At 34.2% G+C, this 14,549-nt stretch carries 13 protein-coding genes; 5 read left to right on the forward strand and 8 right to left on the reverse strand.

Annotated features, from left to right (window positions below; translation table 11 throughout):
- Positions 1 to 56: 56 nt before the first annotated feature.
- The gene (locus tag ACJ2A9_RS02620) at positions 57 to 1,805 is read right to left on the reverse strand and encodes a WG repeat-containing protein (protein WP_441420389.1); all 1,749 of its coding nucleotides are present in this window, start codon (positions 1,803 to 1,805) and stop codon (positions 57 to 59) included.
- A 278-nt stretch (positions 1,806 to 2,083) separates the two neighbouring features.
- On the opposite strand from ACJ2A9_RS02620, the gene ACJ2A9_RS02625 reads away from it, so the two are divergent.
- On the forward strand, positions 2,084 to 2,326 hold the full coding sequence (locus ACJ2A9_RS02625; protein ID WP_441420042.1) for a hypothetical protein: 243 nt from the start codon (positions 2,084 to 2,086) through the stop codon (positions 2,324 to 2,326).
- Positions 2,327 to 2,455: 129 nt separating this feature from the next.
- Entirely contained in the window at positions 2,456 to 2,962 is a 507-nt protein-coding gene (locus ACJ2A9_RS02630) for a hypothetical protein (protein WP_441420043.1), read from the forward strand.
- Between the two features lie 224 nt (positions 2,963 to 3,186).
- On the opposite strand, the gene ACJ2A9_RS02635 is transcribed toward ACJ2A9_RS02630, so the two are convergent.
- The 5 genes from ACJ2A9_RS02635 to ACJ2A9_RS02655 all read right to left on the reverse strand — a co-directional run bounded on the left by ACJ2A9_RS02635 (position 3,187) and on the right by ACJ2A9_RS02655 (position 8,744).
- Complete coding sequence (locus ACJ2A9_RS02635; protein WP_441420044.1) at positions 3,187 to 4,833, reverse strand: SLC13 family permease; 1,647 nt, start codon at positions 4,831 to 4,833, stop codon at positions 3,187 to 3,189.
- Between the two features lie 218 nt (positions 4,834 to 5,051).
- Positions 5,052 to 5,765, reverse strand: a complete 714-nt coding sequence (locus ACJ2A9_RS02640) for a response regulator (protein WP_441420045.1) — start codon at positions 5,763 to 5,765, stop codon at positions 5,052 to 5,054.
- A 3-nt stretch (positions 5,766 to 5,768) separates the two neighbouring features.
- Positions 5,769 to 7,373 (reverse strand): DcuS/MalK family sensor histidine kinase, encoded by a 1,605-nt coding sequence (dcuS, locus tag ACJ2A9_RS02645; RefSeq protein WP_441420046.1) that lies wholly within the window; start codon positions 7,371 to 7,373, stop codon positions 5,769 to 5,771.
- A 272-nt stretch (positions 7,374 to 7,645) separates the two neighbouring features.
- Positions 7,646 to 7,984, reverse strand: a complete 339-nt coding sequence (locus tag ACJ2A9_RS02650; RefSeq protein WP_441420047.1) for a hypothetical protein — start codon at positions 7,982 to 7,984, stop codon at positions 7,646 to 7,648.
- 280 nt (positions 7,985 to 8,264) lie between these two features.
- Entirely contained in the window at positions 8,265 to 8,744 is a 480-nt protein-coding gene (locus ACJ2A9_RS02655) for a DoxX family protein (RefSeq protein ID WP_441420048.1), read from the reverse strand.
- A 250-nt stretch (positions 8,745 to 8,994) separates the two neighbouring features.
- Between ACJ2A9_RS02655 and ACJ2A9_RS02660 the strand changes: the two genes are divergently transcribed.
- Positions 8,995 to 9,570, forward strand: a complete 576-nt coding sequence (locus tag ACJ2A9_RS02660; protein ID WP_441420049.1) for a hypothetical protein — start codon at positions 8,995 to 8,997, stop codon at positions 9,568 to 9,570.
- Here the strand turns inward: ACJ2A9_RS02660 and ACJ2A9_RS02665 are convergent.
- The gene (locus ACJ2A9_RS02665) at positions 9,556 to 10,233 is read right to left on the reverse strand and encodes a GNAT family N-acetyltransferase (protein ID WP_441420050.1); all 678 of its coding nucleotides are present in this window, start codon (positions 10,231 to 10,233) and stop codon (positions 9,556 to 9,558) included. The genes ACJ2A9_RS02660 and ACJ2A9_RS02665 overlap by 15 nt on opposite strands.
- A gap of 433 nt (positions 10,234 to 10,666) precedes the next feature.
- Between ACJ2A9_RS02665 and ACJ2A9_RS02670 the strand changes: the two genes are divergently transcribed.
- Together ACJ2A9_RS02670 and ACJ2A9_RS02675 are read left to right on the forward strand one after the other, a co-directional pair.
- The gene (locus ACJ2A9_RS02670) at positions 10,667 to 11,914 is read left to right on the forward strand and encodes an MFS transporter (RefSeq protein ID WP_441420051.1); all 1,248 of its coding nucleotides are present in this window, start codon (positions 10,667 to 10,669) and stop codon (positions 11,912 to 11,914) included.
- Positions 11,915 to 12,142: 228 nt separating this feature from the next.
- Positions 12,143 to 13,483, forward strand: coding sequence for a hypothetical protein (locus ACJ2A9_RS02675; RefSeq protein WP_441420052.1), 1,341 nt, complete (start codon positions 12,143 to 12,145; stop codon positions 13,481 to 13,483).
- A gap of 121 nt (positions 13,484 to 13,604) precedes the next feature.
- On the opposite strand, the gene ACJ2A9_RS02680 is transcribed toward ACJ2A9_RS02675, so the two are convergent.
- Positions 13,605 to 14,411 carry an endonuclease/exonuclease/phosphatase family protein gene (locus tag ACJ2A9_RS02680; RefSeq protein ID WP_441420053.1) on the reverse strand — a complete coding sequence of 269 codons (807 nt, stop codon included), beginning with the start codon at positions 14,409 to 14,411 and terminating at the stop codon, positions 13,605 to 13,607.
- Between the last annotated feature and the right edge of the window lie 138 nt (positions 14,412 to 14,549).

Here is a 14,549-nt window from a genome sequence, read left to right on the forward strand (position 1 = left end):
CACACAAAAAGCGAAGTCATCACTGAAGATTTCGCTTTTTGTTTATAAACATAGATCTACTTATTAAAAGATTGCCAAAAAGGACCATCAATATCAATAAGATCAATGATTTTATCATAAGGAATAATAAATGTTGGAAATCCTGCTGCATATGCTGCGATTTCATAAGGTTGAAAATAAATTGCTAATCCATCTTCCGTGATATAAAAAGGTTGATCATGTTGAATTCCTTTATATTGATCAGGAAAATAGTAAGTAAAGCCTTTTTCTGCCTCATCATTGATTTGCTTTTCAATGATATCACTTAATACATTTACGTAATCACTATTTGCTTTAAATAAATCCTCCAGTTCATAAATTTTACCAGTTTTCAAATCAATGTGTACATATGTTTGATACGGCATACCATGTGCTGCACCAAATGGATAGTTATACCCCTCCAGCTTTAAAACAAGTAAATTGTTTTTATAGAACTCAACCGAGAAATTACCATCATAGCTGTAATCCAACTGAACATTCTGAGGTATATATTTTACTTGAGACTTATTTAAAAGCACTGTATTCACACGCTTTTGGGCTGCTTGGTCATTCATACCTTCAACCTGAGGATAATAAACTAAGTAATCCTTATTTGGTCTATATTTGCCAATACGAATTCGATATTGCTCATCCAAAGGAAAGCTAGTGTTAGGTTGGTAGACAGTCCTTCCCGATAAATCATAATAGGATAAACTTTGGTCGACATGCGCTTGAATAATCTCTCCTTCTAGCTCTAATGTTCCAATACCCTGAATCGTTGGTAATTGGTTGGCCTTTCTTCCGGTTAGATCAATAAATAAAGAGACCATATCTTGTGAGACTGAGCTTACTCCTTTTTTATATTCCCCAACATGATCATACAAAAAATCGGTAAGAATACGACCGTCCGTGTCTGCGATTCCAAGCTTCGAACCGATATAGGGTTCTTTTGGGTTTAGGGCAGTTCCAATTGCTACTCTTTTTTCACCCAACTGGATGATATCGTTATATTCCGCTGGAATTATAAATTCTGCCTTTATATTTATCAAACCATACTTGTTGTACATATCATCAGCAATGTTCACGACTGCTCTCCCATCTTGAAAAGCCATCGCATTTGAATACTGTGGTGAAATTACAATATGTCCTCCTTCATCCACATAACCCCACTTATCATTAAATGTTTTTTGAAATGGAATTAAACCTTCACTGTAGCCCATCATGAATGCATATGGATACGTCTGAAGGATTTCTCCGGTTCGAGTAATGAGAGCGTATTGATTTTCTTTTGTTTGCACGAGTGCTTTTCCACCTATAAAATCATATGCATTTTCAAATTGCAGTGGGATTACTTCGTTTCCTTGCTCACACAAATACCCATAAAGATATTGACCTTCCGAATTTAATCCCCCAAATATGGCACGGCTTTCGACATACGGTCTGATCAAGTCGTATGTTTTCTTTGTAATTTCTTCTCCTCTTTCATTTATCACCTTGTAGCCAACATCATCCATAACAATGGAACGACCTTCTGTAAAAGGCATCATATAATTGTATTTTGGAGCAATGACATATCGACCTGAGTGATTAATCATCCCTGCTTTTCCCTTTGCACTTACGATCGCAAGTCCATTTTCTTGAAAATCACCCGCTTCATCATACTGTGGCTTAAGTATGAATTTGCCTATGTTGTTAATATATCCCCACTTTTTTCCATCCTTCGTTATCAAGTAAGCGGGAAATAGTTGAATTTTCTTTGCTCTTCTTATGTCCACATTGTTTCTCATCACCTTACACCCACCCCGTATGATCATGATCTAAATATCATACGAAGAGAATCGTAAACTGGTGCTCAACACTTTTAAATAGATTTAAGTCTAAGTTTCATTTTATACATTGATAAGTGATTTAATAATCTTATTTCTTAGACCTCTAAGTCTTATTTTTTATGTATATTCTCTCTTACAAGTAAAACACTATTACTTGTATTTACAATTGTACTTACAAGTGAGGATGAGGAAAGTGAAAAATGTATTACTTAGACAACCTTATAGGAAAGAGTTTTGTGAATGTAACGACAAATGAAAAACAATCAAGATGTAAATCCGTAATTATTACGGCGGAAGGAAAACAAATTCTAGGTAAAATAACGAATGCCGCTATAGATATGGAGGAATTTCCCTTTGATTTGAGTCATCTATCTGAGGAAGATGTAACAAAGTTTTTAGAACTGGGCCAGAGTATTTTAGATGTTCATAAAGGAGTTTACTTCAAAAACAAAGTGATCGATGCATTAGTTGAGGCTTAAATTTATTGAAGCTACTTTTTTTAGTAATCAAACTGATTTTTGAAAATGGGACAAGTAGTGGAAGTTTAAAGGAATGTTACTCGTGAATTTTTATCCTTTAATAAAATAATAAGGAAAAGAGTGGTTATCATGCTAACAAAAATACATCGGGCATTTAATATTGCAATGATTGTTTTTCCTTGGTTGTCGTTACTTTTTTTGGGAAAGCGTAATATAATACGCTTTTTTCCAGCGGCATTAATAACGATTGCTTTTGAAATCATAAACGCCAAAATTGGACAAATGCGTAAATGGTGGGTCTTCTATAATAAACGGAATTCGTTTTTATTAAATGAACTACCCTTTAGCTTAGGTCCATTTATACCAGGTTCCATGTGGATACTCAAATTTACTTATGGAAACTTGAAAAATTTCCTTTTGCTCAATGCTGCTGTAGATGGACTCTTTGCTTTTATCTTAACAAGAATACTTGAAAAATTAAAAATAGCCAGACTAGGAAGACTTAATGAGTGTCAGTTTTTTTTATATCTATTTTATAAAGTCGTTTTATTATACAGTGCCCAATATTTTTTTGAAAACAGTCGAAGATATTCAGATGGGACAAATTTAGATGGAAGGGACCTGAATACTGAATGAAAAGTACCGAATACTGATTGCCTTGGTGCTTACGCCTATGTTTAACTCTTCACGGAGTTTTGACTGGTCATTATGTTAAGGGGCTGTGAATAGTAGTCATAATATAATTCTAGAATAAAGAAAAGAAAGTATAACCGGTGATTCCAGTCATACTTTCCTCAAATAAAAATGCTACACCAGATAGATAATCATACTCTTTCTATTTTAAAGGCTACTATCTACGATTACTTAAAATCAACCGGAAAAACAGAAATGTCGATCCCCATCATCATCGGTAACATAAAGTAAACAGCAAGAACAATTAACATCGTTGCGATAATATTTAGCCAAAAGCCTGTTCTTACCATTTCAGAAATCGTAATTTTCTGCGTTGCATAAATGATCGCATTTGGCGGTGTACCAACCGGTAACATAAACGCACAGTTTGCAGCCATTGCAGCAGGTACCATTAAAACAAATGGATGAACATTAATAGCAAGAGCAAGTCCAGCTAAAATCGGTAAAATCATTGTAGCTGTTGCTGTATTTGACGTAATTTCAGTTAAGAATAGAACAAATGCAGTAATAATTACAATCATTAATATTAAACTCAGTCCATCAATAAACGTTAATTGTTGACCAATCCATTGATCTAACTCTGTTTGTTTAAATCCTGTTGCAATCGCTAGTCCACCACCGAACAGTAATAAAACACCCCACGGAAGTTTCGACGATACATCCCAATCTAGTAATTTACCATCCGTACTTTTAGACGGAATTAAGAATAAAAGAATACCAGCACATACTGCGATCATTGCATCACTAATCCCAGGAATAATACCGTCCCAAAGGAATGATCTTGAAATCCACATAAAAGCAGCGAAAACAAACACAGCGAGAACTGCTTTTTCCTCAAAGCTCATTTTTCCTAATTTTACTCTCTCCTGAGTAATAACCTCTTTACCGCCTGGCAGCTCCTTCATTTTCACTGGGAAAGCAACATTTACAAGATAATACCACGTAAGGAATAGCAGGATTACTACAATTGGTGCCGCAAAAAACAACCATGTTGCAAAGGAAATTTCTGTATTATATAACGACTGAATTGTACCTGCCAAAATAATGTTTGGAGGTGTCCCAATTAATGTCCCAAAGCCGCCAATTGTTCCAGCAAAACCGATTCCAAAAATGGTTGCCTTTTCAAACGTTTTCATCGAGGCGTCGCCATGTGCTTTCCTTGAATTTGCAACTGCTTGATACGTAATCGCTGTTCCAATTGGAACCATCATCATCACGGCAGCTGTATTGGATACCCACATCGATAAAAAGCCGGTTGCCAGCATAAATCCTAAGATAATTCGCTTCGGACTTGTCCCGATGACAGAAACAATGAAAACCGCAATTCGCTTGTGTAAGTTCCACTTTTCCATAGCCAACGCAATTAAGAATCCACCTAAGAAAAGAAAAATAATTGGATCTCCATATGAAGAGGCCACATCTCCCCCGCCTACTGCTTCTGTAATCGGTAACAAAATCAGTGGTAACAATGACGTTGCTGGAATCGGAATTGCTTCTGTAATCCACCATACAGCTACCCATAAAGTTGTAGCGAGTACCGCTCTTGCTCCATCATTCAACCCTTCAGGTGTAAAAAATAACATCGTTAGAGCAAACAACAATGGACCTAATATGAGTCCAATCAGCTGTGGCGTATTGTAACTTGGCTGGTTTCCACCATCGTTTCTTGGTTCATTTTCAACACTTGTTGGTTCGTTATTTGACTTTGATTTTGCAGATAGCTTTCTAACAGTTGAAAATGTTAAAAGCTGTTTCATTTTATAGTGAGCATCCCAGCTCATATTCCATGCTTGTTTTAAAATTGACTTTTCCATTTCTACTCACCCTTTCATTACATACCTTTTTCATTATTGAATTGGGAACGCTTCCATTTCCCCTTGTATTAACAAAATACATGTTATTTTTAGAAAGTCTAGTTGTTTTAATTTTGATAACTTATTTCACATTCTAAATTATTTGAAAATAAAGTATAAGCTTTTGTAATTTAATAAAACATTTTGTAAATAAAAAAAGTAAGCGCGACGATTCACGCTTACAAATAATGTTGAATAAAATTACTTTTTGATACGTTATATTTGTATTGATTGAGTGGTCTGCCTACAGAACCATAAACAATCTCTTCATCAATTACTCCCACTTCATTTAAAAAAGCCAAGTATTTTCGGACCGATACTCTAGATATTCCAACCTTATTTCCTAACTCTTCGGTTGTAAACGGTTGATCTTTTATTTCCAAGATTGTCTCCCAAATCGTAATTAACGTAGTTTTCGTGAGACCTTTTGGTAATGGCTTCTGCCCAGTAGGATGGATCGCTTTCTTTTGTCTAATTAATTGATCTAGGTCAATTTGAGTAAACGTTTCTTGCAACTCCATTTTTGTTTTATTCTCACGATAGGCAGTTAAAGCTTGTTGAAATCGTTCAAAATCAAAAGGCTTAATTAAATAATCGACTGCCCCATTCCTTAATGCTTTTTCAATACTACTCTTATCATTCGCTGCTGAAATGAAAATGACATCGATCTCTTTTTCGAGTTTCCTCAGTTCCGATAGAAATTCTAATCCATTCATACCAGGCATATAAATATCAAGCAGTATGAGATCTATCTTATTTTGCTCTATTTGTACAAGTGCATCACTAGCTTTTGAAACAACCGACGCTAGGGCAAACCCATTGATTTGTTCTAAGTACAGCTTATTAAATTCCGCTACCATAGGATCATCTTCTACAATTAAAACATTAATCATTCGTTATTCATCCTTACTCTTATAAGGTAATGTAATTTGAAAGCTAGTTCCGGCATTCTCTTTTGATGTAATATTCATCTGACCATGCAGGCTTTTGAGACTTTGGTAAAGTAAAAATAAACCGTAGCCTCTTTCTTCTCGTTTCGTCGAAAAGCCTTTTTCAAAAATCTTCTTTTTTATTTCTTCACTCATTCCAATCCCTGTATCACGAACCATAATTATTAGCTCTTCTTTTTCTTCATTGTAAGACAATAGAAGTTCTACAGAGTTACTAACGCTCTTTTCTACAGCATCAAACGAATTGTTTATTAAGTTGCCTACGATTTTGACGATTTCGTGTGTCATTTCCTGATGCATTGGTTCGGGAATGTAGGTTTCATCACTTAAGAGAAACTCAATTCCGCGCTCTCTTGCATGACTTAACTTAGCGAGGATAAAACCTGCAAGTACTGGATCCTTTATTCTCTTTGAAATAAACCCGATCTCCTCTTGATAATAGTTTGTAATTTGATTTATGTATGGAGCAAGTTGATCAAAAAACTTCATATGAACCATACCAAGTATGACTTGCAGTTTATTCATAAATTCGTGCGTTTGAGCACGAAGAGCACCGGCATACATCCGCGCACCAGTCAGCTGCTCAGCTAAGCTTTTCACTTCCGTTTTATCACGTAATGTTGTGATCGCTCCTACAACTTTCCCTTCTACATACAACGGTACACTATTTACGAGGAAATGTGAGCCGTTTATTTCAGACTCCTTGTTATACATTGGTTTCCCAGATTCGACAACATTACTTAGCTCTTTATTTTCTAGGTAGCTATCGATATTTTGACCAATAGGCTCACCCGTTAATTTTGCCTGTTCGAACAACTTATGCGCCTTCTGATTAACGAATGTAATATACCCATTTTGATCAACTGCAACAAGCCCCTCAAACATCGACTCAAGCATAACATTCCGTTCCTCTAATACTCTGGCAATTTCAGAGGGCTCAAGCCCGAACAGAATCTTTTTTATCCGTTTAGCTAAAAAAACAGCTCCTATAATACCTACGAATGATCCGAGAATAATTCCGATATAAATAATTGTTTTACTTTCAGCGATAGCTTCCTTGACCCTTTCAAGAGAAATACCTACCGCCACAGCACCTAACTGCTCCCCATTTGCAGAATAAATGGGCGCAAATGTTCTAAGTGACAACCCTAATGTCCCTTCAGCTATAGAAATATGTTCTTCTCCCCTAAGGACATTTCCTTCATCTCCTCCAACAAAAGGATGTCCAATTTTACTAGGATCAGGATGAGACTTTCGAATGCCTTCCATATCAAATACAACAATAAAATTAACACCGGTAACTTCACGTATCTCTTCTGAATAGAATTGGATTTCTTCTTCGTCGGCGAGCCCACTCATCGCTTTAACGACTGTTGTTGATTTCGCTACTGTACGTGCAATCGTCATCGCCTTATCTTCGAGATGTGAATGTTCATTTTTCGAGACGGTTGCACCAATTAATAGATGTGTTACAAACATCGCAAAAAGAACAACACAACATACAAATATAATGATCATTGTCTGTAACTTAAAAATAGATTTCCCCTTCATAAACACCTCTATATTCCCAACAAATAATTACTTTACATATAAGCATTTCAAAACAATATAACACATCCATTCAAAAGTTAACAGATGAGGTTGTTTTCAGATAAAAAATTAACACCCCAACAAGATTTATCGTTGGGGTGAACTTATATTTATATCAAATTCATAAAAGGGAAAAAAGTCTGCTAATTAGAGTTATCTATATGTGGAATAACTAGAGGTTAATAAAAAGAAGTAACTAATAGTTCATTGAAGATATTTAAATAATATTTAATTTAGCATACAAATTCAGGAGTTGGTAAAAAAGTTGGGTCAGGACTTAGCAATAGCATTAAATCAATAGGCGACAGTTCGGTTAACCTTTCAATAAAATCGCGAGCAATATCTTTATTCAAAAGAGAAACAGCTTGTATCTCATATAATACTTGAAAGTTAGGTTCTGATCCTTCTCTTTTAATGGAGTAAAATCTTAAGATCGCATCATTTGATTGTTCATCAGAAATAAACACAGCGACTCCGATATCTTCATTAGGACTTACCATTACCTTTTCTAATTCCAACCCCTCGAATAATTTTTGTTCATATGTTAATTTAACATCACATAAGACATTCATTTAATCTCCCCCCTGCATTTCCCGGTAATATTAAACACTTTTAATTATATTACAATTTCATCATAATCTATTATCAAACAGTTTAGACCAATCAAATGTTAAGGGGTTGTGAAAAAGTATAGAAAAATTTATGTACAAGCATAAAACCCCCCATCTACATTACAGTATATAGGTTTGCTCTCTACATAAAAATCATAAATAAAGGTTGTGCCTTTTAAATAAGGTACAACCTCAAACGAATATTCGTCTATTAGAGTTCTGCTATTTACTAATTTTAGTTTTACTCTCTTAATTTTATTCTCACGTAAGGAATTATCCAGCGATCAAGTCCTAATTTTCCTGCATTTGCTCCAGCTACTAAGATAAACATAGCGACTAAAATCATAAGAGGATTTGTTGAAATTGTCCCTGCAAATAGGAATGCAAAATTCATTACAACTCCAAAAAATGCTGCTAAAGTAGTTAATGCTCCGAGTATTAAACCAATTCCAACAAGCAGCTCTCCCCAGGCTACTAGCAAGCTAAATAGATCAGCATTTGGTAATGCAAACCTTTCTAAAAAGATAACATAATTAGGATAAACAACCTCCCCATGACTAGTCACAGGATTGGCTACTGCATTATTCAAATATCCTGTTGCATTAAAATCACCAACAACTTTCCCCCACCCTGAAGTTAACCATTTCCATCCTAACCAAAATCTTAAGAAAGTTAAAATCCATGCTGCCCATTTATGATATCTAAGAAACTCCCCAAACATTAATATTACCTCCTTTTTTTTGATACTAAATCTTATTCTTTTATAAACTTCGAGGAATGGGTATAGTTAACAACTTCACAGTATTGCCATAAAAAAATAAATAAACGAAGTTAATTAGAAAAGCCGGTCCAAACATATTGAAATTTGGGCCGGCAATAAAATAAAATTTTATTTACATTTAACTTTTGTCTATTGTTTCCACAAATGATTAAGTGAAATTTGGGTAATTTATATATAGGAGGTAGTGTAAATGATTGTTTATTTTGGATCAATTAAAAAATTTGAATATTTTAATAAAGAAATAATTGTTCAAAATGGACTTAACGATATTGATACAATTGGATTTTGGTTTACTTCTGACATTCATTCCGCTAAACCTTTTGCAATAGGATTTGAGACCGTTACAGAAGAATCTAAAACTGAATTTTGGGAGGATGGAGAACCTAAAGTAATTCAAATTGACAAGCCAGTAAATGGCTATATTTACAAAGTATATATTGATGAACCGCAACTAAAAATATATGAATCAAATACGGTTGATTCTTATGACTTGTTTATGAAAGACCGTGATAAATTTTGTGATTATTTTAGCACCCAAAAAAAGAACCTCACATGGAAAGATAAAGCTATTCTGTTAAATAAAGAGGAAGCCAATGCAAATTTTCGTAATAGCCTTATTCGCCAAGGGTTTGAAGGTTTTTTAATAAGAAACTATAAACTACAGATTGGAGTTTCTGACTTGTACTGTCTTTTTGCCGAAGTTTCTCTTCACATTGCAGATATAATACCTATTGATGCTCTGGATAACCACTTATTTAATAGTTGATGTAAAGTAAGGGTTTCTCCATTCCATTAGCGCCCCATAATTATGTGATTCTTCATCGTCTAGGTAGTCGGCAACAACTTTTACAGGTGTACGGCCACATCGAAGTAAGAAAGTAATAACTGGATCTTTGAGATTCCCTTTAACAACTTCATCTAAATATTGTTCCGCTGTCAGTTTATGAGCAACTTTTTGATAGCCAGGAATCCTCCCTCCTCCGAGCAAGCGTTCCAAATTTAAATTGATGACCACCTCATACATCGACTGCATTAACCACTTTCCTAAACCGTATTTGCGATAAGCAGGGCGTACACCAATATCAACAACGTACAATGTATTTCCGTTTGGGTTATGGTTCGTAATATAGCCATTATCTGTTATCTCTTCCCAAGAGTGCTCTGAATGAGATGAATCAAAATTGACAATCAAACTAGTCATTGACGCAACAATTTCACCATCTATTTCCATACAGAGTGCCCCTTCTGGAAATAGATTAACATGATTCAAAAGCTGCTCACTATTCCACCATAACTCAGATGGAAATGGCGGGGGAAAACTCTCCTCCTGAATTTGAATTAAACTTGAGAAATCTTCTTTTTTGTAGTTGCGAATAACAGCTGGAAAAGGCCTCTCGTCTTTGAAAACATAAAGTTCCTTACGAAACATTATTACCCTCCTTAACAAGAGTCGTTTCTTCTGACTCTTAGCTTCATTCATTTTCCCTACATCCATAAGTATCATTATATACTTTAATTCATTCAGAATCTTCACTTTATTTTAAATATTCATTATTTTTTAATATGTATATTTAATAATAGTCATTGTATTAGTTGTTACTTTAAACCAGCTTGGATTTCTCAAGGTATTCATCCTTAAGTGATTAACTCATTCATGTTTCGTTATATTTACTCATTACAGTACAGCAGTATTATTTGTTTTACTTATAAATAAAGCTACTGTAAACTCTAAATTATCAATCATTAGAGAAATTAGAAAATTCACATTAGAAAATAAAATAATGAAGTAAAACACATGTCATGAGTTAATTCTCATAGTGGTTAGTAATTTATCAAAAAGATTTTACTAGGAGTTGACTCCAATGAAAAAAATCCATAGAGGTTGGTTCATTTTAATTTTAATTACATGTTGCGTTTTAGCATCACTCGGATTTGGCCGCTTTTCTTTTGGTGCAATCCTTCCATTTATGAAGAATGGTCTTCACTTAAATTATCAAGAAACAGGGTATCTAGCCTCATCTATTTTTTTAGGCTACTTATTTGCGGTTTTTGTCGCAGGATATTTTGTCATACGATTCAAGGAAAAAAGAGTTATTATCTCTTCTTTAATTCTCATCTCGATAGGGATGGTACTTACAGCAATGGCACCAAATTTTTATATCGCCTATTTGGGCTGCTTGATGATTGGTCTAGGAACAGGCGGAGTCTATGTACCTTCATTAGGTATTCTTAGTCAATGGTTCTCAAATAAAAGTAAAGGTATGGCTATGGGAATAGCTATGGCTGGTTCTGGGATTGGGATGGTTTTTAGCGGTTTAACAATCCCTATGCTTATTGATCAAACAGGGATTAACGGATGGAGGATTGGATGGTATTTACTTGCATTACTTGTAATCATTATTGCTATTATAAACGTATTTTTCCTGATAAATAGGCCAAAAGATCTTAATCTTAAACCTATTGAGAAAGGAAAAGAATCTTTATTAATAAAAGAACAACGAAATGCTAGTTTAGATACGAACGTTTATCGGAATAAAACAATCTGGTTCTTAGGATTCATCTATTTTACTTGGGGTGTAAGTTATTTAGTTTTTTCTACTTTTTTAGTCGATTATCTCATTGTTGATAGAGGATTTAAAAATAAATTAGCAGGAACATTTTTTGCTGTTGCTGGTATTACTAGTATTATCAGTGGTTTTATTTGGGGGAGTCTCTCCGATCGAATAGGACGTATGTTTACTTTAATAGTTGTATTTTTCATACAAAGCTTCCTTCTCCTCTCAATAAGTTTTTCTGGAAACAGTATTCTAATTTTTCTTATCATTGTTATCTATGGTGTTACACTATGGGCAGTTCCATCGATTATAAATGCAAGTGTTAGTGATTATATTCATCCAAAATATATAACGGTTGGTATGGGATTTGTGACAGTATTTTTTAGTACTGGCCAATTAGTTTCACCGGTTATAACTGGGTTTCTTATCGAATATTCAAATTCATATTTTACTGCATTTCTATTTTCTAGTGCTTCCGCATTGTTTGGTGGATTAGGTTGTGTAAAGCTATTGCTGAACAATAGAAAAAATGCAGAATTTAACCATTCAGATTGATTATGAAGGGGAGACTGTACAGTAGTTAGCCCTATCAGCATAATAACGGAGAAAATAAGCATTCTCCATATTTGACAATAAAAAAAAGTTTTATTACTATTAGATTAACTTTCTTGTATACCATATTTCAAAGAGTATTATTAATAAGAAACAAAACATCATTACAGTAACTATTCTCTATAGCTTTTTAGGTATACAATATACCAATTGAGAGTAAGGCGGGTTTTAATGAAAAGTTATTTGATTTTGGCGATGTGTTTTCTTTTTTTAATTCAGTATTTTGTTCAATCACAATCGCTCCAAATTATGTTAGCAATCATTGCGTTAATCGCGTTTAGTGCGAGTATTACTTTAGCAAAGACCATACCACGGACTATGAGTATTTTAATGTTTATCGGGGGTATTATATTTACCTTATTAAAGGGACAAGGAATAATGGAAATGATCACAGGAATTACAGCAAACATTCCTTTACTGACACTTCTCGTACTTGTGCCTTTAATTTCTATTCCATTTAAAATGGGGGGATTTTTTGACTCAATCATAGATTACCTTCAGCGTTATAAAAACAGCCCAAAGAGATTGTTTATGGGGATATCAACCATAATTTTTTTCCTGGGACCGATTTTAAATATGGGTGCGATCCGTATCATACATGAGTTTATACATAACTTGCGGTTAAACTCTACCTTTCTATCAAAAGCCTATCTTGTCGGTTTTTCAACAACGATTCTTTGGTCACCCTATTATGCAGCAGTTGCCATCGTTCTATTGTATTTACAAGTATCAATTACCGATTATATGACTTACGGCTTTGGACTAGGTGTTTTCTTTTTAATCATTGGAAATGTACTATTTGCAATAAGAACGAGCAAGCAAACGTATGTAAATGAAGTCGCTTCTACTCAAGTCGCAGAACATACTTATCCTAAAAAATTAAACCTGCTTGCACTTACGATCTTTTCACTCATGTTAATGACGATATTAATTGAATCGATTACCAATTGGTCAATGCTTGTCATCGTTAGTTTAGTAGCCATTTTATTTCCGATTATCTGGTGTCTAGTATTCAATCAATGGCAAAATTTGAAACCCTATCTTATTGATTATCGAGATAAATCTGTTCCAATTATGAATAATGAAATTATCATGTACATTAGTGCAGGTTTTTTCGGGATGTCACTAACCGGAACATCGTTTGGTAACGGAATTAGCGAATTTATGATTATGCTTTCACAAATTTCCTTTTTAGTATTTGCATTATTTATTGTGATAACGATGGTTTGTGTAACATTTTTAGGCATCCACCAAGTTGTCATCGTAACAGTACTTGCCACACAAATGGATCCAGTCATGCTAGGAACTTCAAAAGAAATTTTAGCAATGCTTTTGATGCTAGCATGGTTAATATCCTCAGTAACCAGTCCAGTAAATCCAGTAAACTTGCTAGTTAGTAATCTCGTAAAAAAATCTAGTATTGAGGTTGGAATTCGCGACAATGGTTTATTTTTACTAGTTATTTGTATCGTTGGCCTAACAATCCTTACCTTGATTTCGAACTTTTTTTAACAAGTCTCAGTTAAAGGCGTGTGAATTTAATAATTCACACGCCTTTAACTGAGACAAAAATCAACATCAAACTTTAACACAGCCCTTAAGAAAAACAGCACTATCAATTTGAATGGGATTCTCAGTTGATTAATAATAACATACTGCTTACTGGAAAATGGTCTGACGCCTCACTTTCAAGGACGATTGTTTCAGTCGCTACAAAGTGATCACTATGAAAGATATAATCGATTTGCCAGTCTTTTTTATGATAGGTTTTGATTGCTTGTCCAAAGTTGCTTTTCGTTAGTAGTCGATCCCACATTTGATATTCAAATTGTTCAGGCGTTGAATTTAAATCTCCAGTTAAGATAATGGGATGATCGAGTAAACTTATCCGCTCATGAATCTCTGCTATTGCTAAAGAACGGTTTTCCTTATTTAAACCTAGATGTGTATTCAGTACATAAATACTTTGTTCGTCATTCAATTGGATTTTAGAAAGAATTGCAGTCCGATTTTCCTTCGTTTCTTGGAAAGGGATCGCTTCAAAATCAATGATAGGATATTTAGACAAAATCGCATTGCCATAATAAAACCCAGGGTAGGATAGCGATGGGTAAAAAACAACATTCATATCGAGGGCTTGTGCCATTAATTGAACTTGATCTACAAATCCAGAACGAATACTATATCGTTCTACTTCCTGCAAACTAATAATATCAGTATTCAGATGTTTTAATGTACTGATCACTCGCTCTAAATCTACTTTTCCATCTATCCCCTTACCGTAACGAATATTATATGTTGTAACCGCTATCATTTTTTCTTCAAGAAAATCTCCCTTATGCTGCCACATATGCTTTGTTTTCAATTGAGAATGAAATAGATAACTACTCGTAAAGAATAGAACTATACTGATGAATAAAACAAAACGGTGTTTATACATTCTGTAGTCACCTCACCTAATCTATATCTATCTTCTATTATACTTTAATAATTCAGATAATTCCGAATGCAATATTTCCCAATAGACATATAAAAGGAGATGTTTCATAAGTGACAGCTACCCTCGTGGATCAAGGTG

It is taken from the genome of Anaerobacillus sp. MEB173 (assembly GCF_052119505.1).
Taxonomy (GTDB): Bacteria; Bacillota; Bacilli; order Bacillales; family JBJMAU01; genus JBJMAU01.